The organism is Mesonia algae (genome assembly GCF_003253545.1).
Taxonomy (GTDB): Bacteria; Bacteroidota; Bacteroidia; order Flavobacteriales; family Flavobacteriaceae; genus Mesonia; species Mesonia algae.
The window spans coordinates 51749-73429 of record NZ_QKYV01000010.1; the positions used below are offsets into that span (position 1 = coordinate 51749).

A 21681-nucleotide genomic window follows, 5' to 3' on the forward strand; every position below is an offset into this window, starting at 1 on the left:
TTATGAATTTTTTCAGTAAAACCAACCTCACATTTTTAATCATCACTACTACTATTGTTGCTGGATTAAATACTTTTTATCCTATAGATGGTTACAAATCCACTAAAATTTCTAGATTAGCTCGTCTTGAAAAGATAAAAAATGACAGTACGCAAACCTTAAACTTGCCTAAAGGCGCTTTACTTCCGCTTAATTGTATCGAATTACAACTTACCAAGAGGAAAGAGGATTCTGTAAATACTATTTTAAAAGAAGATAAAGCTTTCGCTGAAAAGTTAAAGAAAATAATTCCCTCAGGAAATTATTCTTTGACCGTCTTAGATATGACCAATCCTGATGATGTAAAATATGCCGCGCATAAAGAAAGTATTGGTTACCAACCAGGAAGTGTAGGAAAATTAGCCGTTGTGACTGCATTATTTACCCAGTTGCATAATATATGTCCGCAATCTTGGGATGCTCGCACCGCTTTACTAAAAAATAAACGCGTAAGAGCTGGAGATTGGGCAGTTTATGATCATCATACAGTTCCTATCTATGATATTGAAAAAGACAAATTAACCAAAAGGCAAGTAAAAACAGATGATGTGTTTAGTTTATACGAATGGATAGATCATACGATGTCTGTAAGTAATAATGGCGCAGCGAGTGTAGTATGGAGAGAGGCTTTATTAATGGCTGCTTTTCAAGGAGAATATGAGTATCTAACTCAGGAAAAAATAGATGCTTATTTTAAAGATACCCCTAAAAAAGAACTTACATTATTAGCTAACAAAATTGTGAATGAACCGCTTAGAAAAATTGGAATTACAAAAGACGAATGGCGTCTAGGTAGTTTTTTCACCTCTGGAGCTAATAAGTTTGTTGGTGATATTGGCGGTAGTATTGGTACGCCTTTAGGTTTAATGAAGTATTTAGTAAGCTTAGAACAAGGAAATTTAATTGATACCCAATCTAGTCTTGAAATTAAACGTTTAATGTATATGACCGACAGAAGAATACGATACGCTTATTCCCCAAAAATTAGAGACGCTGCGGTTTATTTTAAATCGGGGAGTTTGTATTCTTGTGACCGTTCTAACGGAAAAACTTGCGGAGAATATGCAGGGAATGTTTATAATTACATGAACTCTGTGGCAATTGTTGAACACCCAAACGGAAAAAAATATATGGTGTGTTTAATGACTAATGTGCTTAATAAAAATTCTGCCTACGATCATCAAGCTTTGGCGGGAAGAATAGACGATGTAATTCAAAAGGAAAGCATTTAATTTTTTAGACTTTCAACGGCTAACGTGGCAAAATTTCGGATACGCACATCGTTATCGGTGACCATACGATGGACTAGTTTTAGGTAACTTTTATCTTCTATATGTCTTAGTAAATAAAGAACGGCCAGTTTAATTCTAACATCATTCCCTTTTAGTAGCATCTGGAAACATTTGTATTCACTAGGCACAGTTAGTATTGAAGAGTCAATTTCTTGATTACTTGCACTTAAAATAGTGTTTTCTACTAGAGGTAACAAAGTGTGCCTTAAGTTGGGTTGTAGGAGTGTATCTAAGAATTCTATCGCGTTAGCGCGCACTTCTTGTTTATCACTTTTAATTCCGTTATAGGCAATAATCACATCTTTAGAATTATATTCTAATTCTAATAAAGTAAATATTTGTTGTAAGCCGTGATCTAAACGTTTCTCCAGAATTTCTATTAAGCTGTTTCTAGCAGAAAATTCTTCCATTTCACTATCGCTTACTAGCTCTAACTTATATTTTTTAGTGATTTTTTTCTGAAGTTCCATAGCTATCAAAGTATTGTGATACAATTTACACTCTGAAAGAATCAATCTCACCACATCTTTTTTACTGAACTTTAAAGACTTGTTCCTTTCCTTCATTTCTTGTAAAGACCGAGCAGCTTCCAAACGGATAATAATATCTTTATTCCGCAGTAGCGTAAACAACGTATTTACACTTTCTTGATTATTAAATCTAGCTAAAATATTAGGTATAAAACGTTTAGCATTTTCTGAAATCAGGTTATTTTTAAGTCGTTTAAGTAACATTTTTATAACTCCAGAACCATAAAGATGTAAAGCTTCTTCTGCTTCTTCTCTAAATTCTTTAGTTTCTAAAAAGCCTAATAAATCATCTACAAAAATGAGATTTGCACTGTATCCTGCAGCTTCAATAGAAGCCTTAATTACTTCTTGATTCCTGTTATTAAAATGCGCCTTTATAAAGGAGTAATATTTAGGCATACCCGCAAACCCAATTGCTTTAACCAATTCTATAGTTTCTTCTATTCTATGATTGTCGCTTGGTAAGTTAACGGCTGTAATTGCAGCTTCTAGCCTATTGTCTAAACTGTAACGTTGAGCTAATTTTTGGTTGTCACGAGATTCTTTCGCCAAACAAAACAAGGCTGCAGAAGCTATATATTCGTTTTCACTATTAAGGTAAGAGTCAAATAACTTTAAATCATTGATATCTGTATGTGTTAGTAAATATTGCATCGCAGCTAATACTACTTCATCACTTTTAAGGTTCACTAATTTTTCGACCTTTTCTACTGCTGTCCCTTTATCGAGTAGGTACAAGTTTCTTATAGCGGCTGCCTTAATTTCTTCTGAAGGATGATCTAACAATAATACTACAGCATCTTTTAATCGTTTATCTTTAATTTCATTGATCTTACTCAACATATACAATATCTCTGACTCCTCACCTTCCTCAAGAACCTTTAGTATTGTAATATTAGTCGATACACGATTTCCCTTCTTTTTTTTACTTAAGTGATGTTTATTGGTAAAATTGATTAAATTTTGTCTAAATGATTGAAAGTAGGTTTTTCTAACTTTATAGATAAAATAGAACCAAACAAGAAGAAGTACTAAAATTAAAATAGATACTTCTACTTCTCCAAAATTTAAACCTTTAATTACAAAAATTAATAGACAGCCCGCAATACCAGTTGCTACGCTATCTACCACCACATCAATAAACGATTTGGTTTTATTTTTTATATCTGTAGGTACTGGAAGCACCAACATTTCGGAAGCTGCTTTATTAATAGATTGTTTTAAACTTCCGTCAACGGATTTCATTAAAATAACTACCCTGAGTTCTGGAAAGATAATAAAGAGACCCACTGTCACAAGAATCCCCATAGGTAAAAGAATTAATGTAGAAGCTACTCCCCAAACTCCTACAATTTTTCTCGTTAAAAAAAGTTGAATAATTAAGGAGGCTAGATTAAAAGTAGAGAACCAAAAGCCAAAGAAAGAAGCTAGCTCATTAGAATCTAGTATTTTTTTAGATGCTAAATCACTAAACTGAAAATCTACTAATCTGGCTGTAATAACACTTACCCCTACAATTCCTGCTATGTAAGTTAAATGTTTTGATTTATAAATAAGCTGAAAAGATGACTCATTGGTAGCGTATGATCGCTGTTTTTGTCTAAAATACCCCAAAGACTTAATTTTTTTTCTCCAGATGTAATGCAACAAAGGAATACAAGCTAATAAAATCAAAGAAGCAACAACCATAAGATTATCATTTCCTATAGAAGGTGCTAAAAGATTAGTTACATAACCGCCAAAAATCCCTCCCGTAATTGCTCCTGCCCCAATAAAACCAAATAATCGTTTTGCTTCTCGAATATTGAAAACCAAATTCGCCAACACCCAGAATTGTGATGTCGTTAGTAGAGCAAAAATTGCCACCCAAACATAATAGAAGTATAAAAGCTCGGTAGAGAAGTAATCAAAATTGAGAAGAAATTTTAAGGATAAAAATATAGCTGCTGAAACGATTAAAGTAGTCGTTACAATCTTTAAGAGAGAAAACTTCTTTAGTGCTTTATTATAAAAAAAAGAACTTCCAATGGCTACCAATGCTACTAATAAATAAGCATTTGGCAGGGCATTAGAAGTTAATTTAGATAAAAACAACGCATTAATTGTAGGTTTTACAATTAATAGCGTTGTGATGATTAAGAATATATAGAGTTGCATTAGAAGCGAAATTCTCACTTCGCCACTCCTAATACCAAAACTCTTTTGTAAAAAAATTTTTATCATTTAAGGAAACTATGTGGTCTCCAAAGAACGTGATTTTTTAATTATTTTTTCAATTGGCTCTACTAAATCTCTTATAATTTGTTCTCCGTTAGCATCTTCAATAAGTGCTACAAGAATATACTTTCTTCCGTCTTTTCCCCATACTAAAACAGAATCTGCATGGTAGTTTCTCCAAGAACCTGATTTTCTAAATACTCTTGCATTTGGAGCTATTCTATCTAAAGTATTTACAAATTTGTGATGTAGGTGAGAGTTCTCCATAATATCTAGCATTTGCTTAGACTTTTCTGCAGAAACCAAATTACCTGTTAGCATTTGGTAGTAAAATCTACAAACTTGTTTTACGGTTGCAGCATGACTTAAACCTTTTAAAGGATCTGGATTTCTAGCACCAGAAGCAGCATAACGCTTACCTACCCAAAGACCTCCTCCATCTGCTTTATCGTATAATTTGTATGCCGGACTTTGAAGAACATCGGCTATTTTTTTATATCCTAAACGATCAATCATTCTTGTAGAAGCATGGTTATCTGAACGGTTGATCATTAAATTAAGATCCTTTTTTACCTCCTCAGTTTCCTTTAACTCACACTTTTCAATGGCATCCATAGATGCTAATAAAATAGCGATTTTAGGCAGACTTGCGGCGTACATCATTTCGGAGCTATTAATTCCTGCATAATGTGCTTCGTACACATTATTTAAATCAACTACTCCAATAGACATTTTTTTATTGTCTATTAATTTTTTCCATTGAGGGTTACTTAAAATCTCATCTTCTAGCAATACTTGCAAAGGAGCTGCAGTTATTTCTTCTAAAGGAATAATTTTTTTAAAATCGGTAAAAGGAAGAGCACTTTGCTGCGCAGATACAAACAAAGAGGTGAAGAATACAGTTAAAATAAGTAAAATTGGAGCGAAATTTCTTTTTGTCATAAAATAAGTATTTCTTTAAATTATTTTCAAAATTAGTGAAATGTTTATCATAACCAACTGAAAGTTAGTTTTTAACATTCTCCCACAATAACTACAAGCTTCTTGCCATAGTATAAAAATAATGTTAAAATTAGAAAATAATTTTACTCTTTATAACTCCATCTTCTTTGTTCATTCAATTTTTCTTGCTCTAACAATACTTCTTTAGGAATCACTTTAACAAACGAAGGATGTTGTTCTATCGCCATTTCGATCTTTTCTATAATACTATCTACAGAATCATTTTCATCAAATTTCAATGGCTCTTTAATCACCATAGACTGTAAAATTCCTTTCTTTTTAATCCTGATTCCTTTTTTATCAAAAGATCTCCTAAACCCGTCAATTACGATGGGCACCACTACTGGATTATATTTTTTTATAATGTGTGAAGTTCCTTTTCTTATAGGTTTCCAAGGTTTAGTTGTCCCTTGAGGAAAAGTAATTACCCAACCATCTTTTAGAGCAGTACCTATATTGGTAATATCGCTCATCTTCACTTGACGATTCACGTCTTTACCTTTTTCTCTCCAGGTTCTTTCTACAGTAATCGCTCCAGCATAAGAAACAATTCTAGCTAATAAACCTGCACGCATGGTTTCTCTTGCAGCAATATAATAGACGTTTAACTTAGGGTTCCATAAATACCCCACATTTTTTATAGAGTTAGTTCTTCCGCTAAGACTCGCATTAAAAACGTGAAACATCGCTACAACATCTGCAAAGTAGGTTTGGTGATTAGATACGAAAAGTACGTTTTTATCGGGCAGATTTTTTATAATTTCAGATCCTTCAATTTGCAACGCATTAAATCCGCGGTAACGCCTATGCGTCATAGAACCTAAAATTCTTATAATCCACTTTTTAATAAATAATATATGTCCGAAAGGATTTCTTTTAAATAATCCCATAGTTATTTTTCAATTTTACAAAGCAGCTAATATACAAAAACCGTTCCTTATATAAGTCTTTTTAAAATCATCTTTACTTCACTAAGCATCATAGCTGTGGCACCCCAAACCACATGTTCATTTAAAAAAAATGCAGGTACATTTACATTTTCAGCGTAAGAAGTATTGAGTGTTTTTTCAATAAGGTTAGATTCATTTAAAAAGTCTTCTAGTTTTACTTCTACAATTTGCTCTACTTCTGTTTCTTGCCTTACAAAATTAGGAGTATGATTGGCTAACCCTATAAAAGGATGCACCCAAAAATTAGATGGCGGTATATATATTTTGGTTATCTTTTTTAAAATATTTATATTCTCTGGCTGTACTCCCACCTCTTCGTAGGTCTCTCTTATAGCAGTTTCTTCAAGATTTTCATCGGTCAACTCCACTCTTCCACCTGGAAAACCAATTTGGGCAGAGTGAACTCCTTTATATGTTTTCCTAAGAATTAAAACAATATTGGTAATATCATCTTTGTCGGGATAAAATAAAGCTAAAACTGCTGCTTCACGCGGATTTGCTTTTTCAACATCTACCTCTCTTAGTTCTTTAGTTCTAAATTTAGGTAACATTTCCATGTGTGCTTTTTCTCCAAACAATTCAATTTTTTCTATTTTTGAAATAGATTTTTTAAACTCAGAAAATGTCATCTCGATACTCCTTTATATTTATCTTTATTTTATTAATTCATCTTAGTTGTGAAGATACTAAATCTGATTCAACAAAAATAGAGAAGCAGAAAATAGAAGCTCAAAAAGAGAAAGAAAGGAAAAGAGACAGTCTTTTAAATGCAGTTAAGATCCCAAAAGGAGGAAATAACTTATCGGTCAACTTAGATAGCATTGAAACGATTCAGCAAGAACAACTTATCCCTTTTTTAACTCAATACGGTAAAGAAAACCCTGAAACTTTAATAGAGATATCTACCTCATTTGGAGATATTAGAGTTAAGCTTTATGAAAACACTCCTTTACACCGTGCTAATTTTATAAGATTAGCTAAAATAGGCTATTTTGACACTTCATTTTTTCATCGCGTGGCTAATAACTTTGTAGTTCAGGGAGGAAATAGTGATATTCAAGAAACGCATAAAATAAGACATAAAGTAGGTTCATACCTTATTCCAAATGAGTTTAAAGCAAGCTATACACATAAACGCGGAGCTTTTTCTGCAGCTAAATACAGTGAACAAAACGTGAGTAAAGCTTCCTCTCCTTTTGAGTTTTTTATTGTGCAAAGCAAACGAGGGGCTCATCACTTAGATAATGACCATACCGTTTTTGGAGAAGTGATTAGTGGTATGAATGTAGTCGATAAAATTGCCAAAGTAGAGGTTGACCAAAGTGAATGGCCTAAAAAGAATATAATGTTAAAAGTTAAGGTAATTCGTTAGTGTCTCCTTTTCCGTAAACGGAAGGAAGTCGGATATCAAAATAAACGGCAAGTGATCTTACCAAAATCACTACTACTCCTGAGAGTGCAAAAACAAGCCCTTGACTTAAAGGAAATTCAGACAAAATAAAATAAGTGAATCCTCCCAAAATACATGCGGTGGCATAAATTTCTTTTGTTCTAAACAGTAGAGGCACTTCATTACATAAAATATCTCTAAGAACACCACCAAAACAGGCTGTCATGGTTCCAATTGCAATGCAGATAATAGGGGAAAGTTCTGCAGCTAATCCTTTCTCGATCCCTAAAACTGTGTACAGGCCAATCCCTACAGTATCAAAAAGAAAAATTGAACGTCGTAGATAAACGAGTTTTTTTCTAAAGATGATCGCAAAAATCGTGGTTCCCATAATCACATAGACGTAAGTAAGGTTGCGCATCCAAGCTACTGGAAAACCAATTAAAATATCTCTTAGTGTACCACCTCCAACTGCTGTAACAAAAGCAATAATTAAGATCCCAAAAACATCCATTCTTTTTTTCATAGAAGACAAAACTCCAGAAATAGAAAAGGCTATAGTTCCTAAAATATCGATAAATAACAAATAATCCATTTATTGCTGTGTGTAAAAATTATAATCTAAAATTATAGTATCTATAAAAGGAAATGGTTTTTCCTGTGGTGTTACCTGCATCAAGGCGGATGATTTTTCAGATAAAGCTAAAATAACCGCATGATTTTGTTCTCTTTTTGCTTTTTGAAATATATTTTTGATTTGCTGCATTTCCTCATCAGAGAAAACAGTTACTTGTGGATATTTAGGTTGGTATCCTTCAGGAATGTTAGCCAAGAGGGTGTGATGAATAGATATTTTTTGCTTTTCGGAAATGACGGTAGTCGTGGCTGCAATATCTCCCAAACGTTGTCCTTTAGAATTAAATAAAAAAGTAAATATAGCTACCGCACCACTAGTAAAACTTATATCTACCATTCTTAATAACCAACGTATAGCGTAATTAGAAAATGCAGCTTTAGAACCGTCTAATTTCACTACACGAATACGCATAGAAGCTTTCCCCAAAGACTGCCCGTTATTAAAAGTTTCCATAAGAAGATGGTAGAGAAAAATGGGCAAACCAATAATTACCATATAAATCCACTCGTTTTCACTCCCCAATCCTAAACTTGCCGTGGTAATCCCTGTTAAAAGTGCATAAGCTACGATAATTAACAGATCGATTAAAAAAGCCAAAATTCTATCTCCTAAATTAGCGATATTTTGAGATATCTCTACATTTTGGGCGGTTTCAATTTGATAATTATCCATTTAATATGTTTCTTTGGTATTCTTTAATTTTCAATTATGCGCGAGGCTGCTTTTGTAAAGCAAAATAAGGACAAATGGCTAACATTTGAAAATGTTATTGATAATAATGCGAAAATTTCACCCGATGATCTTTCAGCTTTATATATTGAAGTGACAGATCATTTGAGTTATGCTCAGACTTTTTACCCTAAAAGTAAAACCTTATCGTATCTAAATTCTTTATCCGCGAAAGCGCATCAAAAAGTTTATAAAACCAAAAAAGAATCTAAAGGAAGGATTTTTTCTTTTTTCTTAAAAGAGTTTCCTCTACAATTTTATAAACACCAAAAGCAGTTATTAATTAGTTTCTTGGTTTTTGGTTTATTTTGTATTGTAGGAGCATATTCGGCTGCCAATGAACAAGCTTTTGTACGCTCTATCTTGGGAGATGCCTATGTAAATATGACCCTAGATAATATAGACAAAGGCGACCCTATGGCGGTTTATAAGCAAATGCAGGAAATGAATATGTTTTTAGGGATTACTATTAATAATATTCGGGTTGGATTAATGGCTTATGTGCTGGGTATATTCTTAGGTTTGGGCACTTTATATGTTTTAATGCAGAATGCGATTATGCTGGGTTCTTTTCAATATTTCTTTTATGATAAAGGTCTATTATGGGAATCGGTTAGAACCATTTGGATTCACGGGACCATAGAAATTTCAGTCATTATCGTTGCTGGTTGCGCAGGTCTTGTGGTTGGAAAAGGTTTACTTTTCCCTGGCACTTACACTCGACTTCAATCGTTCATTAATGGTGTTAAAGAGGGCTTAAAAATTGTGATTAGCACCGTGCCGTTTTTCATCGTCGCTGGTTTCTTAGAGGGCTTTGTAACCCGACAAACCCAAATGCCAGATTGGTTAGCCATATCTATTATTCTAATTTCGTTAGCTTTAATCGTCTACTATTATATTATTTACCCTATTCAACTTCATAAAAAAGAAATAAAGCATGTTTGATAAATACATTCAGTTTAAAAGAGAAAGAGAGATTGGAGAGACCTTAAGTGATACCTTTAAATTTATAAGAGAAAATATAAAGCCGCTTTTTAAAATATTAACCAAAACTGCGGGTGTACCTTTTATTATTTTGGTATTCGCGATCACTTACTATTCATACACTACAGGAAAACAAAGTTTTGATTTGATGAGTATACTAAATGACTCTCAACAAGTTTCTGATGGGATTTTAGATTTTTATTTCTCTATATTTTTAGGAGCTATTATCATGCTAATTGCTTCGGCGGTATTCTATGCCTTTTTAGTAAGTACCATACATTATTCCGTAAAATCTTACATGAAAAATGAAGGAACCATTCTTACAGAAGAAGTAAGCTTAGATGTAAAGCAAAATTGGTTAAATTACTTAGGTATGAGCTTTATAATAGGAATACTAACTTTTATAGGTATTATGCTTTGTTTCTTACCGGGTATATATATTGGAGTAGTACTTACACTTATGTATTCTATCTATGCCTTTAATAATTTGAGTATTGGAGAATCTTTTTCTTATAGCTTTCAACTTATAAAAAGCAATTGGTGGATGTCTTTTTTCGCTATGCTTATTACTTATATTCTAGTATATATATTGAGTTTAATTTTTCAATTGCCAGCTATCATTTATATGTTTGTGAAAGGTTTTGCTATATCTCAAGAAGGTAGTTTAAGTGATCCTAGTTCTATGTTTGATTGGGGTTATGTGATCTTAACAGCAATTTCTAGTATTGGTCAATATTTATTTTATATCATTTTTATTGTAGCTTGTATTTTTATTTATTTCAACTTAAATGAAAAGAAAAATCAGACAGGGATGTACGATGAGATTAACAGCTTAGGAAACCGATAATTACATGCGTTCTCTTCTTCTCATTTTATTCTTTTATTATTTATCAGCTCCTGTATTTCAAGCTCAAACGCTGGTAGAGAATGATTCTATTGCAAAAATTCAATATGATCAACGAGAGGATATAAAACCTCTCCATTTTGATGAAGATACTTTAGAAGAATACAAACAACTAGATGAGTTTGATTATGTAGAAGAAGAAAAGGCTGAAAGCTGGTGGACTAAACTTAAACGATGGTTTTTCAATATTCTCGATAGTATTTGGGATTTTCTTTTTGGGGATATTAAAGCAGCAGGTTTCTTAGGTTTTTTGTTTCAAACTATTCCTTATTTAATTATCGGGGGAATCATCGCTCTTATCATATGGCTTTTTATAAAGTTAAACCCTGGAAAAGGTTTAGGTTCTAAAAATAACGAACAAGAAGTTTACCTATCAGAAGAGCAAGAAATTATTGAAAACAAAGACATTGAAGCTCTAATTAAAGAGGCAATTGCGTTGGGTAATTTAAGGTTAGCCATTAGGTATTACTACCTTCTTATTTTAAGAGAGCTAAAAAACAAAAACCTTATTAACTACGAACAAGAAAAAACGAATGAAGATTACTTAAAAGAAATCCAAGAAAATAAAATTAATAAGCCTTTTCAAGAATTAACGCATTTGTATGATTTCGTTTGGTACGGAAATTTCACCATCAATCCGCAACAATACAAAACTGCCGAAGAGGATTTTTTAGCGCTAAAGAAACAAATTAACACCCGTTCTTATGAGTAAGCGTTATAAAATTTTATTGGTTATTCTAATCGCTCTTTTAGGAACTTTAGTTTTTCTTGAAGCAAATCAAAAAGATCCTGTTAATTGGTATCCTTCTTACTCTAATAAAGACAAAATTCCATTAGGGACTTACGCTTTCTTTAATGAATTAAAAAAACAAGCTCCACAAATAGAAGAGGTAAATGTACCTCCTTTTGAGTTTTTAAAATACGGAGATATTAAACCAGGAGCATATTTCTTTATCGGGAATTTTCTCATGTTTGATAAAGCTGAAGCGGAACAATTACTAGCATGGGTTAATAAAGGAAACACACTTTTTTTATCTAGCAATAATTTTAGCACCACTCTTTTAGACACTCTTAAATTGAGTCAAAAAAGTAGGATTAGAAAAAATGGCCTTGAGAACCTTCCGCAGTATCAACTCGTCAACCCCAAATTAAAATTAGATTCTTGGCATACATTTCAAAAAGATAAAGAAATTATTCATTTTAATGAAATTGATACGCTTAATCAACAGGTTTTAGGCTTGGTTCAAATTAAAGGTGAAGATCTCGAAAAAACGGAAGAATCTATTAATTTTATTGAAGCACCTTTCGGTCAAGGAAAAATATATATTCATTCTTCTCCAGAAGTTTTCAGTAATTTTTTCTTACTTTCTAAGGAAAAACAATACGCGTACACACAAAATGCGATCTCCTATCTAGATTTGAATGAGGGTAACTTTTATTGGGACAATCATTATTCTGGCGGAAAAACTATTAACACGTCTCCCCTTTATATTTTACTGAACAATAAATATTTAAAATGGGCATATTATTTCATTCTTATAGGCGCAGTATTATTTGTGTTCTTTGAAGGAAAAAGAAAACAGCAAAGCATCCCGGTAAGAAATCCTTTAAAAAATAAAACCTATGAATACACCCAAACCATTGCTGGAATGTATTTAGAAAGGAAGGATCATACAGGGATTGCTCATAAAATGATCGATCAATTTTACCATGAGCTAAGGCTTAAATATCATATTAACACTCAAAAAAGTAATTCCAATTTAATTAATGATATTGCCAACAAAACAGATCACTCTACAGAAGAAGTAAAAGAGCTTATTGAGTTTTTACAACTTCAGCAGCATAATAAAATGATTTCTAAAGAAGAACTGAAAGAAATCAATAAACGAATTACCAACTTCAAACACTAATATTTGAATGGACCACGAAGCTACATCACCAGAAAATAATCAGGATCAATCTATCAATTTTGATAGCAGATTAAATTTAGAAGAGTTAAAACAAGCGGTTGAAAGCCTAAAAGCACAATTGGCAAAAGTAATTATTGGTCAAGAAGACTTTATAGAGTTATTAATCGTCGGTCTTTTGGCAGAAGGTCACGTCTTGATTGAAGGTGTTCCTGGTATTGCAAAAACCATTACCGCAAAGCTTTTTGCTAAATCGATTAAAACCAACTTTAACAGAATTCAATTTACGCCAGATTTAATGCCTAGCGATGTGTTGGGGACATCAATATTAAATTCGGCTAGTTCTAATTTTGAGTTTAAACCCGGACCCATATTTTCTAACATTGTTTTGATAGATGAGATTAACCGTGCCCCAGCAAAAACCCAAGCGGCACTTTTTGAAGTGATGGAAGAACGCCAAGTGACCATGGATGGGAAAGAGTATAAAATGGATCCTCCTTTTATGGTTTTGGCCACTCAAAACCCTGTTGAACAAGAAGGAACTTACGCTTTACCAGAAGCTCAGCTGGATCGATTTATATTCAAAATTAAGGTTGAATATCCTAACGTAGATCAGGAAGTACAAATCTTACAATCACATCATCAGCGAAAGGATAAAAAACCTTTAGATATGATAGAAGCGGTACTTACACCAAGTTTATTAAATACTTTTAGGTCTCAGGTTAATGAAATTATTATTGAAGAGAAAATCATCAATTACATTGCAGAGATTGTAAGTAGAACCAGAAATCATTCTCATTTATTTTTAGGAGCTTCACCAAGAGCTTCTATAGCTATTATGAATGCTTCTAAAGCTTATGCCGCTATTTACGGAAGAGATTTTGTGATTCCTGAAGATGTAAAAAAAGTTTTAAATCCTGTTTTAAGACATCGTATTATTCTATCTCCAGAACGAGAAATGGAAGGAATGACTACCGAAAACGTGGTTGAAATGATTACCAAATCTATTGAAATTCCTAGATAAGCGTGATTCAATTTTTTAAATCTTTATATTTCAATACACGCTTTTTCATGATTATTTGTGCCTTTGCTGTGCTATTTTTAGTCAGTTATTGGTACACACCCATTTATGCTTATATCTGGCTACTGGCTTTAGGGTTTTTATTGTTAACCTTGGCGGATATTATTCTACTCTTTAAAGAAAATAGCTTAGAAGCTGAACGTGTGTTACCTGAAAAATTCTCGAATAGTGATCTTAATTCAGTAGAAATAAAGCTTAAAAATAATTATTCCGTTAAGGTAAAAGTAGAGATTATAGATGAGATTCCTGTTCAGTTTCAAAAACGAGATTTTTTAAAAACTGTACATATTCCTTCTCATAAAAAAATGAAAACTTCTTATGGTTTAAGACCTGTAGAACGTGGTGAGTATATATTTGGAAATTTAAATTGTTACGTGTCTTCACCCATTCAATTAATAAAAAAAAGATATACTTTCAACAAGAACCAGATGGTAAAAGTATTTCCTTCTTTTATACAAATGAAGAAATACGATTTCTTAGCGATAGATAATCGAATTTCTCAAATTGGTTTAAAAAAAATACGACGTATTGGGCATACGATGGAATTTGAACAGATTAAAGAATACGTTCAAGGCGATGATATAAGAACCATTAATTGGAAAGCGACCGCAAAGCATCGAGATATTATGGTGAACCAATATCAAGATGAAAAATCTCAACCCATTTATTCTATTATTGATACGAGTAGAGTAATGAAAATGCCTTTTAATGAGCTTAAATTGATAGACTATGCCATCAACAGTACCTTAGCTTTTTCTAATATTGCCTTAAAGAAAAAAGACAAAGTGGGGATGCTAAGTTTTTCGCATAAAATTGGAAACTACTTGTCAGCGAATAGCAAAATGACACAGCTACAGCTTATATTAAATCAATTATATAACGTAGATACTAAGTTTTTAGATAGTGATTTTGGTTTATTATACGCACATTTAAAAAGAAAAGTAACGCAGCGAAGTTTATTAATGCTGTACACGAATTTTGAACATATTTCTTCCTTACAAAGACAGTTACCCTATTTAAAAGCGATTTCTAAAAAACACGTTTTGGTGGTTATTTTCTTTAAAAATACAGAACTAGAGAAGTTTACAGAAGAAAACCCTGAAAACTTAGCCACAATTTATGAGCAAACCATTGCGACTCAATTTAAGAACGACAAATATTATATGGCTAAAGAGTTAGAAAAACATGGAATACAAACCATTTTAACTGCTCCTAAAGATCTATCTATTAATACGATAAATAAGTATTTAGAAATAAAAGCTAGGGGAATTTTATAACATCCTACAATTCATCTTTTACATTTTACAATTGGGTAAGTAAGATTGTTTTATGAATTAAAGTATGCTTTACTTTAAGGTATAATTTAAATCTTATATCTTATGAAAACTTTATTTTTACTTTTTATTATGGCAGTTTCTCAACAAATAACTGCACAAGACACCGCTACAGTAACAGTAACTATTGAAAACATAGCAAATGATGAAGGAGAAATTCTTTTAGGTATGTTTACTCAAGAAAAGTTTATAAAAGCGCAACCTAACTACTCGGCAAACGCTAAAATTGAAAACGGAAAAGCCATTATTACTTTTAATGAAGTGCCTCATGGGTGGTATGCTATTTCCTGTTTTCAAGATAAGAATGGTAACAATAAAATGGACTTTCAAAACAATGGGATGCCAAAAGAAGATTATGGTGTTTCAAATAATCCTATGTTAATGGGTCCTCCAACCTGGGACGACGCAAAATTTGAAGTAAATGCAACAACTAAAGAAATTGTTATTAGGCTTTAAGCATCAATAAATCTTATATTTTTAGAAAACATTAATAAATTTATTTGATAGTATAAGTATCTTTACATCGTAAATACTTAACTCATGACTATTACTCAATTACATTATGTTTTGGCTGTAGCCGAATATCAAAATTTTACGAAAGCAGCACAAAAGGTATTTGTTACCCAACCTACTTTGAGTATGCAAATTCAAAAACTCGAAGAAGAATTAGACATTCAAATATTTGACAGATCTAAAAAACCTATTGAGTTAACTGAAGTAGGAAAAAAGATTGTCTATCAGGCTAAAAATATTGTAAATGAGAGTGATCGTATTAAAGACATTGTAGATCAACAAAAAGGATTTATTGGTGGAGAATTTAGGTTGGGTATTATTCCTACTGTCATGCCTACCCTATTGCCTATGTTCTTAAAAAGTTTTACTAAAAAATATCCAAAAGTAAAGCTTAAAATAGAAGAGCTACATACTGAAGCGATAATAGAAAAACTAAAAGATGGGCATTTAGATGCTGCTATTGCTGCTACTCCTTTGGAACAAGAAAATATTAAAGAATGGACACTGTATTACGAACCTTTTGTTGCTTATGTACCCTCTAATCATCAATTGTATACAAAGCAAAAATTAACAACTGAAGATCTAAATATTGATGATATATTGCTTTTAGAAGACGGACACTGTTTTAAGGAAGGCATTTTAAATCTTTGCAAAACAAAAAAGAACTATGAAGAAAGTTCTTTTCAATTAGAAAGCGGAAGTTTTGAAACGCTTATCAAACTTTCTAATGAAGGTATGGGTATGACTTTATTGCCATATTTACACACCTTAGAGCTAAATGATAAAGAGAAAGGTAATTTAAAAATGTTTGAAGAACCTGTACCAGCAAGATCGGTAAGTCTCATTTACCACAAAAGTGAATTAAAAATTCAAATTATTGAGGCTCTTCAACAAATAATAGCTGGTATTATAAAAGGTGCCATTGCATTTCAAAATGTAAAAATCATTAGCCCTATAAATAGAAATTAAAAAAAGCGACGTTTTACAAACGTCGCTTTTTTTTTAAGCTTTTAGATATATTAATGAATCTTTTAAAGTAGGGTTTTGATTTACAAGTAGTAATATATAATCTCTCAATTCTTCTACCTCATGAGGTAATAATCGATCAACCGCTTTTTCAACTTCTTTGCAAAACAAAACAACATCAAAACTCACTTTTTGTAAGATCGTTTTAGTGTATTCAAACATTGCTCTAGACATAATTCGAACAGTTTAAGTTAGTTAAAGTAGTTTTCTTGAATAGGCGATATATTTGAATTAAAAACACTTGAATTTAATGATTTTTTCGCAAATAAATCTTAAAATAAGTTAAAATTTACAACTATTTAACATATTACATTAACACTAATTTAAGATTTAGCCTTTATTGTCCATTCAAATTCTAATATGGATACCGTTTCTTTATTTTCATTCATCCCTATAGATTTCATCCAACAAGTTTGAGGCTCATTAGTATTTATAGCATTTTGAATAGCACTTTTAATTTTATTTCCGTCAAGGCAAGTAAACGTAATTTTACCTGTAGCTTTTTTGGTAAACTCTGCTTTATTTCTAGCCACTAACATAGAGATAGGTCTATCTTGCTTTTTAATGTGACTCATAACCAAAGCTCCTGTACTCAATTCTGCAGCCATCATTTGCACCGCAAAGTACATTGATTTAAAAGGGTTCTGGTTAATCCATTTATATCTTACGCTCGTATTACAACGTTCTTCATTAATACTTTTGAGTTTTACTCCACTCCACCAGGCAGCAGGTAACTTGAAAAAGGTAAACCAATTGATTTTATTAGGAGTAAGCATAATTTTTTAAGGTAAGTTATTCATTTTTTTTAAGTAAAATAAATCTACTTCAAAAAATTAATTGTTAAATTTTAGTACTTTGTATTGCATAATACCTTTTTTAAACCATATATTTGTATAATAAAATAATATCTTATGCAATCTACAGAAAATAAAACCTGGTCTACGCTATCTCATGCAGGTACTTTTAGCAAATATTTTTTTCCTTTCGGAAATTTTTTAATTCCGCTGTGTATATTAATGATTAAAAAGCCTGAATCGTTTATTGAAGATCACAGTAAGCAGGCACTTAACTTTCAGTTAAATATATTTTTATATTACGCTATTTGGATTGGAGTGAGTTTATTCGTTGCCTTAATTTTAGGTCTCAATTTTGGAACTATAAATGAGTTCTATTTTTCAGAAGGAAATTTAACCATTTCAAATACTAAAGATTTCGCAATAACCCCTTACCTTATTTTTATCGCTATCGTTGCTATTGTAGGAATTGGAATATTCATACTAGACACTTTTGCTGTAATCCAAGCAAGCATAAGTGCTAGTGAAGGAAAAAAATTTAAATATCCACTTACAATACCCATACTTACAAAAGAATCATTCATCAAATCATCATCAAAAAATGAACAGTTTAATACCACTCAAAATGAAAGCCTATGAAAATTGAAAACACTAAGGCGCAGATGCGCAAAGGCGTATTAGAGTATTGTATACTCTCTATACTTCGTGACAATGACGCATATGTTGCTGAAATATTAGATACCTTAAAAGATGCCAAGTTACTCGTTGTAGAAGGAACAATTTATCCTCTTTTGACCCGGCTTAAAAATGCTGGCTTATTAAGTTACAGATGGGAAGAGTCTACCAGCGGACCGCCCAGAAAATATTACGGATTAACAGAAACAGGCCAACTTTTCCTTACCGAACTTTCAACCACTTGGGACAACCTTCAAAATGCTGTTACCATAGTTACCAATCAAAAAAACAACACTCATGAATAAGACCGTTAATATCAACCTAGCAGGAGTTTTCTTCCATATAGATGAGAATGCATTTTTTAAATTAAATGATTACTTAAATGCAATAAAAAAATCTTTTACAGATGCTCAAGGAAGAGACGAAATTATTCAAGATATCGAAGCTCGTATTGCTGAATTGTTTTCTGAAAAAATGAAAACCGACAAGCAAGTAGTTAGCATTACTGAAGTCGAAGCTGTTATAGAAATCATGGGACAACCTGAAGACTATATGGTAGATAATGATATTTTTGAAGATCAAGAGCCTAAAAATAGTCATGCAACTTATCAAAAATCTAAAAAATTATATAGAGACAAAGATCACAGTTATATAGCGGGTGTTAGTTCTGGATTGGGTCATTATTTTCATATCGATACCATTTGGGTAAGGGTTTTATTTGTGCTACTTACCATTCTTTCTTCTGGAGGATTTGCTATTGTGTATTTAATATTCTGGATTTTAGTACCTGAAGCAATCACTACTTCAGAGAAATTAGAGATGAAAGGAGAACCAATAAACATTAGCAATATAGAAAAAAAGGTAAAGGAAGGTTTTGACACCGTTTCTGATAAAATTAAAGATGTAGACTACAAAAAGTACACCGCTAAAGCTAATAGAGGAGGTTCAGAGTTTTTCAAATCACTTGGTAATTTAATCTTATCATTCATAAAAATTATTGGGAAATTTATAGGAATAATTATTATTCTATTTGCTGGATTGGGCTTAATAACTCTCATATTCACGATTCTAAGTATTAGTACATTTGGTATTTTTGACGCTCCCTGGATGGATTATGTAGATATGGTAGATATTGGTGTTCCCATTTGGTTAGCTAGTATAATTATCTTTTTTAGCGCAGCAATTCCCTTATTCTTTATCTTCTTGTTAGGATTAAAAATTGTAGTAAGTAATTTAAAATCTATAGGTACTCCAGCAAAATTAACTTTATTAGGTGTCTGGTTACTATCTATCTTTGTCATTGCATTTTTAGGAATTAGACAAGCTACACACAGAGCATTTGAAGAAGATATAGTAATCAAAGAGAATTTACCTATACGTACAAATGATACTTTATTCGTTAAAATGAGGGATAACGAATGGATGCATACTTCATTAGAAAGAGACGATGATGTACAAATTAAATATAATGAGAATAATGAAAAGATAATTTTTTCTAAAGATATTCGACTTATTGTCAAATCTACTACAGACACTTTAGCAAGATTAGAAATAATGAAGTCAGCTGAAGGTCAGGATTATGTACAAGCTAGACAAAGAGCTAACCAGATTATGTTTAACTCAGAATTTAAAAACAATACTCTTTACCTTGACGGATTTTTTACTACAGCTTTTAAAAATAAGTATTTCGATCAAGAAATTGAAATAATATTATATCTACCTGAGGGAGCTATTCTTTTTACTCATGAGAATACTCATAGTTATCACCGAAACTATTCTTGGTATGAAGATATATTAGAAAATGGGCAAGAGGGAAAATATTTACTTATAGCAAAAAATAAAATAATTTGTTCTAGTTGTCCAAAAAATGAAGATGATACTGAGCAAGAGAACGATATCTATATTGAAAGTAAAGGAGAAATAGAGGTTTTCTCTGAAAATGATAATAAAGAAGATTGGTATAACGATGTAGATAAAACTAATGATAAGATATTAGATTCATTAAATCAAAATAATAACCAATAACAAAATACTATGCTAACCTTGACTAAAATATTTATAAGCACTGTAATCTCTTTCTTTTTTCTATCGTGTAATGTCAACATTAACAATGGAATTGATGGTAAAGGAGAAATATTAACTGAAGAGATTGTATTAACCGATAATTTTGAAAAATTATCGGTTTCTAAAGGATGGAAAGTAGAATTAATTAAGGCTGAAGAAAATAAAATACATATTTCTGCAAGCAAAAACTTAATACAACTATTTAAGTACACTTTAGCTGAAAATCATTTGCAAATAGATTCTAAGAAGAAAATTAATAATCTTCATGAAAGTATAATTAGAGTTTACCATACAAAGCCTTTAATTTATTATTCAACTCAAAGCGGTAGTCAATTAATAAGTAAAGAAAAAGTTATTAGGGAAAATATTACGATAAACACTAGTAGTGGATCTAATTTAGAATTAAATATTAAATCTAAAAATACTAATATTTCATGTTCAAGCGGGTCTTTAATTATTTTAAAAGGAACTTCCATCAATTTAGAGGCAAATGCAAGTAGTGGGTCTAGTTTGGAAGCTGAAAACCTTAGCGTAAAAAACGCAGAACTTGATGTTAGCTCTGGAGCAAATATTGAGATTCACGTAAAGCAATCTATAGAAGCTAGAGCATCCTCTGGGGGCTCAGTAACTTATAGTGGAAACCCTAGTAAGAAAAAAATAAAGCAATCAATATCTGGTGGAGAAATTAGTAAAAAATAAGAGAAAATATTTTTTGTTATAAATCAAAGATGCTTTTATACAAGCATCTTTTTTTTTGGGTTAAAGTTGTTATTGACAGCAGCACAAATGAAGTATTGTATTAAAGTCTACTATGATTCTGTAAATTTTATTAATCCTTGTCACGACATGATTGTTCTATCTTATAATCCCATACCATTAATTTAAGGAGCTTATTATAGAGTATTTTAAGCCACTTTTTTAATCTGTAAAGCCTGTATAGCAAAATGTTCTTTTGTCTAAATATACTAACTTCTAATCCTTAATTTGAGATTCTAAAATGATTAGACGCTAAGCTTTCATTTATATTTTAAGTATAAGAACTTTCAAAATCTAATAGATTTAAATAGACAATACAGTAAAGATTTATTTCCAATATATATACTGTTATACGCACCAGAATCTTATTTATATAATAATAAGAGATCAAACAATATAATTATATATAGTAATGCTCTTATCTATTTCTTTTATAAATTCATTACTGAGGTATTATAGATCTGAAGAGTAAATTTATTCTATTTCTTTTAGAATAAATCATAAGAATAAGATTTAATTCACTTTTAAAAAAAGGGTAAAAAAAAAACCCTCCACTTGTATCAAGTGAAGGGTTTATAAACTTACCATTTGGTAAGTAAAAAAGGCGGCGACATACTCTCCCACAATTAGCAGTACCATCTGCGCTAACGGGCTTAACTTCTCTGTTCGGAATGGGAAGAGGTGAGCCCCGTTGCCATAACCACCTTAAATCGGTGATAACTGTTCTTTTATTTAAAAGAAACAACCATCTAATAAGTTAACATATTGAAAAAATAAATAATACTTTGAGGGTAAATATACATAGCAATAGGATTTCACCTCCCCCGGTTGCCCGGGGGAAGAGTACATAAGCTATA

General features: G+C 31.5%; 22 protein-coding genes and 1 rRNA gene. 14 read left to right on the forward strand and 9 right to left on the reverse strand.

Annotation, left to right across the window (positions count from 1 at the left end):
* The first annotated feature begins 2 nt into the window (after positions 1-2).
* Positions 3-1271 (forward strand): serine hydrolase, encoded by a 1269-nt coding sequence (locus tag LX95_RS13920; protein ID WP_111542070.1) that lies wholly within the window; start codon positions 3-5, stop codon positions 1269-1271.
* Here LX95_RS13920 and LX95_RS13925 read toward each other — a convergent pair.
* From LX95_RS13925 to LX95_RS13940, 4 genes are all read right to left on the reverse strand, one after another.
* On the reverse strand, positions 1268-4084 hold the full coding sequence (locus tag LX95_RS13925; protein WP_111542071.1) for an Npt1/Npt2 family nucleotide transporter: 2817 nt from the start codon (positions 4082-4084) through the stop codon (positions 1268-1270). The genes LX95_RS13920 and LX95_RS13925 overlap by 4 nt on opposite strands.
* Positions 4085-4093: 9 nt before the next feature.
* Positions 4094-5020 carry a serine hydrolase gene (locus tag LX95_RS13930; RefSeq protein WP_111542072.1) on the reverse strand — a complete coding sequence of 309 codons (927 nt, stop codon included), beginning with the start codon at positions 5018-5020 and terminating at the stop codon, positions 4094-4096.
* Between the two features lie 143 nt (positions 5021-5163).
* Positions 5164-5970, reverse strand: coding sequence for a lysophospholipid acyltransferase family protein (locus LX95_RS13935; RefSeq protein WP_111542073.1), 807 nt, complete (start codon positions 5968-5970; stop codon positions 5164-5166).
* A gap of 47 nt (positions 5971-6017) precedes the next feature.
* A complete protein-coding gene (locus LX95_RS13940; RefSeq protein ID WP_111542074.1) occupies positions 6018-6659 on the reverse strand; it encodes an NUDIX hydrolase in 642 nt (213 codons plus the stop codon).
* Here LX95_RS13940 and LX95_RS13945 point away from each other — a divergent pair.
* Positions 6653-7402, forward strand: coding sequence for a peptidylprolyl isomerase (locus LX95_RS13945; protein ID WP_111542075.1), 750 nt, complete (start codon positions 6653-6655; stop codon positions 7400-7402). The genes LX95_RS13940 and LX95_RS13945 overlap by 7 nt on opposite strands.
* Here LX95_RS13945 and LX95_RS13950 read toward each other — a convergent pair.
* Positions 7386-8015, reverse strand: coding sequence for a trimeric intracellular cation channel family protein (locus LX95_RS13950; protein WP_111542076.1), 630 nt, complete (start codon positions 8013-8015; stop codon positions 7386-7388). The genes LX95_RS13945 and LX95_RS13950 overlap by 17 nt on opposite strands.
* On the reverse strand, positions 8016-8729 hold the full coding sequence (locus tag LX95_RS13955) for an RDD family protein (protein WP_111542077.1): 714 nt from the start codon (positions 8727-8729) through the stop codon (positions 8016-8018). It abuts the gene before it with no gap.
* 36 nt (positions 8730-8765) lie between these two features.
* Here LX95_RS13955 and LX95_RS13960 point away from each other — a divergent pair, with 36 nt between their 5' ends.
* The 8 genes from LX95_RS13960 to LX95_RS13995 all read left to right on the forward strand — a co-directional run bounded on the left by LX95_RS13960 (position 8766) and on the right by LX95_RS13995 (position 16478).
* The gene (locus tag LX95_RS13960) at positions 8766-9731 is read left to right on the forward strand and encodes a stage II sporulation protein M (RefSeq protein WP_111542078.1); all 966 of its coding nucleotides are present in this window, start codon (positions 8766-8768) and stop codon (positions 9729-9731) included.
* The gene (locus tag LX95_RS13965; RefSeq protein WP_111542079.1) at positions 9724-10617 is read left to right on the forward strand and encodes a hypothetical protein; all 894 of its coding nucleotides are present in this window, start codon (positions 9724-9726) and stop codon (positions 10615-10617) included. Before LX95_RS13960 ends, LX95_RS13965 begins: the two co-directional genes overlap by 8 nt.
* A gap of 4 nt (positions 10618-10621) precedes the next feature.
* Positions 10622-11386, forward strand: coding sequence for a DUF4129 domain-containing protein (locus LX95_RS13970; RefSeq protein ID WP_111542080.1), 765 nt, complete (start codon positions 10622-10624; stop codon positions 11384-11386).
* Positions 11379-12584: a DUF4350 domain-containing protein gene (locus tag LX95_RS13975; RefSeq protein WP_111542081.1), complete on the forward strand. Its 1206-nt coding sequence runs from the start codon at positions 11379-11381 to the stop codon at positions 12582-12584. Before LX95_RS13970 ends, LX95_RS13975 begins: the two co-directional genes overlap by 8 nt.
* A 7-nt stretch (positions 12585-12591) precedes the next feature.
* Positions 12592-13605, forward strand: coding sequence for an AAA family ATPase (locus LX95_RS13980; protein WP_111542082.1), 1014 nt, complete (start codon positions 12592-12594; stop codon positions 13603-13605).
* Between the two features lie 47 nt (positions 13606-13652).
* On the forward strand, positions 13653-14939 hold the full coding sequence (locus tag LX95_RS13985; RefSeq protein WP_111542083.1) for a DUF58 domain-containing protein: 1287 nt from the start codon (positions 13653-13655) through the stop codon (positions 14937-14939).
* A gap of 102 nt (positions 14940-15041) precedes the next feature.
* Positions 15042-15452 (forward strand): DUF2141 domain-containing protein, encoded by a 411-nt coding sequence (locus LX95_RS13990; RefSeq protein ID WP_111542084.1) that lies wholly within the window; start codon positions 15042-15044, stop codon positions 15450-15452.
* Positions 15453-15536: 84 nt separating this feature from the next.
* Entirely contained in the window at positions 15537-16478 is a 942-nt protein-coding gene (locus LX95_RS13995) for a hydrogen peroxide-inducible genes activator (RefSeq protein ID WP_111542085.1), read from the forward strand.
* A gap of 33 nt (positions 16479-16511) precedes the next feature.
* Here the strand turns inward: LX95_RS13995 and LX95_RS14000 are convergent, their stop codons facing one another.
* Both LX95_RS14000 and LX95_RS14005 read right to left on the reverse strand, forming a co-directional pair.
* Positions 16512-16709 carry a hypothetical protein gene (locus LX95_RS14000; protein ID WP_111542086.1) on the reverse strand — a complete coding sequence of 66 codons (198 nt, stop codon included), beginning with the start codon at positions 16707-16709 and terminating at the stop codon, positions 16512-16514.
* Positions 16710-16858: 149 nt separating this feature from the next.
* The gene (locus tag LX95_RS14005) at positions 16859-17314 is read right to left on the reverse strand and encodes a DUF4442 domain-containing protein (RefSeq protein ID WP_111542087.1); all 456 of its coding nucleotides are present in this window, start codon (positions 17312-17314) and stop codon (positions 16859-16861) included.
* Positions 17315-17446: 132 nt separating this feature from the next.
* Here LX95_RS14005 and LX95_RS14010 point away from each other — a divergent pair, with 132 nt between their 5' ends.
* From LX95_RS14010 to LX95_RS14025, 4 genes are read left to right on the forward strand one after another with little or no spacing between them, the layout of a single operon-like run.
* Positions 17447-17968: a DUF4870 domain-containing protein gene (locus LX95_RS14010; RefSeq protein ID WP_111542088.1), complete on the forward strand. Its 522-nt coding sequence runs from the start codon at positions 17447-17449 to the stop codon at positions 17966-17968.
* Entirely contained in the window at positions 17965-18309 is a 345-nt protein-coding gene (locus LX95_RS14015) for a PadR family transcriptional regulator (protein ID WP_111542089.1), read from the forward strand. The genes LX95_RS14010 and LX95_RS14015 overlap by 4 nt, the downstream gene beginning before the upstream one ends.
* On the forward strand, positions 18302-20029 hold the full coding sequence (locus LX95_RS14020; RefSeq protein ID WP_111542090.1) for a PspC domain-containing protein: 1728 nt from the start codon (positions 18302-18304) through the stop codon (positions 20027-20029). Before LX95_RS14015 ends, LX95_RS14020 begins: the two co-directional genes overlap by 8 nt.
* A 9-nt stretch (positions 20030-20038) precedes the next feature.
* On the forward strand, positions 20039-20767 hold the full coding sequence (locus LX95_RS14025; RefSeq protein ID WP_111542091.1) for a head GIN domain-containing protein: 729 nt from the start codon (positions 20039-20041) through the stop codon (positions 20765-20767).
* A gap of 656 nt (positions 20768-21423) precedes the next feature.
* On the opposite strand, the gene rrf is transcribed toward LX95_RS14025, so the two are convergent.
* Positions 21424-21532 (reverse strand): 5S ribosomal RNA (gene rrf / locus LX95_RS14030).
* Between the last annotated feature and the right edge of the window lie 149 nt (positions 21533-21681).

What these genes read in the sequence shown, in the direction of transcription:
- LX95_RS13955 (WP_111542077.1), bottom strand. Translation starts at nt 8,729, where the DNA reads ATGGATAATTATCAAATTGAAACCGCCCAAAATGTAGAGATATCTCAA.
- LX95_RS13995 (WP_111542085.1), top strand. Translation starts at nt 15,537, where the DNA reads ATGACTATTACTCAATTACATTATGTTTTGGCTGTAGCCGAATATCAA.
- LX95_RS13920 (WP_111542070.1), top strand. Translation starts at nt 3, where the DNA reads ATGAATTTTTTCAGTAAAACCAACCTCACATTTTTAATCATCACTACT.
- LX95_RS13965 (WP_111542079.1), top strand. Translation starts at nt 9,724, where the DNA reads ATGTTTGATAAATACATTCAGTTTAAAAGAGAAAGAGAGATTGGAGAG.
- LX95_RS13970 (WP_111542080.1), top strand. Translation starts at nt 10,622, where the DNA reads ATGCGTTCTCTTCTTCTCATTTTATTCTTTTATTATTTATCAGCTCCT.
- LX95_RS13975 (WP_111542081.1), top strand. Translation starts at nt 11,379, where the DNA reads ATGAGTAAGCGTTATAAAATTTTATTGGTTATTCTAATCGCTCTTTTA.
- LX95_RS13925 (WP_111542071.1), bottom strand. Translation starts at nt 4,084, where the DNA reads ATGATAAAAATTTTTTTACAAAAGAGTTTTGGTATTAGGAGTGGCGAA.
- LX95_RS13950 (WP_111542076.1), bottom strand. Translation starts at nt 8,015, where the DNA reads ATGGATTATTTGTTATTTATCGATATTTTAGGAACTATAGCCTTTTCT.
- LX95_RS14000 (WP_111542086.1), bottom strand. Translation starts at nt 16,709, where the DNA reads ATGTCTAGAGCAATGTTTGAATACACTAAAACGATCTTACAAAAAGTG.
- LX95_RS14020 (WP_111542090.1), top strand. Translation starts at nt 18,302, where the DNA reads ATGAATAAGACCGTTAATATCAACCTAGCAGGAGTTTTCTTCCATATA.
- LX95_RS14010 (WP_111542088.1), top strand. Translation starts at nt 17,447, where the DNA reads ATGCAATCTACAGAAAATAAAACCTGGTCTACGCTATCTCATGCAGGT.
- LX95_RS13960 (WP_111542078.1), top strand. Translation starts at nt 8,766, where the DNA reads ATGCGCGAGGCTGCTTTTGTAAAGCAAAATAAGGACAAATGGCTAACA.
- LX95_RS13935 (WP_111542073.1), bottom strand. Translation starts at nt 5,970, where the DNA reads ATGGGATTATTTAAAAGAAATCCTTTCGGACATATATTATTTATTAAA.
- LX95_RS13985 (WP_111542083.1), top strand. Translation starts at nt 13,653, where the DNA reads ATGATTATTTGTGCCTTTGCTGTGCTATTTTTAGTCAGTTATTGGTAC.
- LX95_RS13940 (WP_111542074.1), bottom strand. Translation starts at nt 6,659, where the DNA reads ATGACATTTTCTGAGTTTAAAAAATCTATTTCAAAAATAGAAAAAATT.
- LX95_RS13980 (WP_111542082.1), top strand. Translation starts at nt 12,592, where the DNA reads ATGGACCACGAAGCTACATCACCAGAAAATAATCAGGATCAATCTATC.
- LX95_RS14015 (WP_111542089.1), top strand. Translation starts at nt 17,965, where the DNA reads ATGAAAATTGAAAACACTAAGGCGCAGATGCGCAAAGGCGTATTAGAG.
- LX95_RS13945 (WP_111542075.1), top strand. Translation starts at nt 6,653, where the DNA reads ATGTCATCTCGATACTCCTTTATATTTATCTTTATTTTATTAATTCAT.
- LX95_RS14025 (WP_111542091.1), top strand. Translation starts at nt 20,039, where the DNA reads ATGCTAACCTTGACTAAAATATTTATAAGCACTGTAATCTCTTTCTTT.
- LX95_RS13930 (WP_111542072.1), bottom strand. Translation starts at nt 5,020, where the DNA reads ATGACAAAAAGAAATTTCGCTCCAATTTTACTTATTTTAACTGTATTC.
- LX95_RS13990 (WP_111542084.1), top strand. Translation starts at nt 15,042, where the DNA reads ATGAAAACTTTATTTTTACTTTTTATTATGGCAGTTTCTCAACAAATA.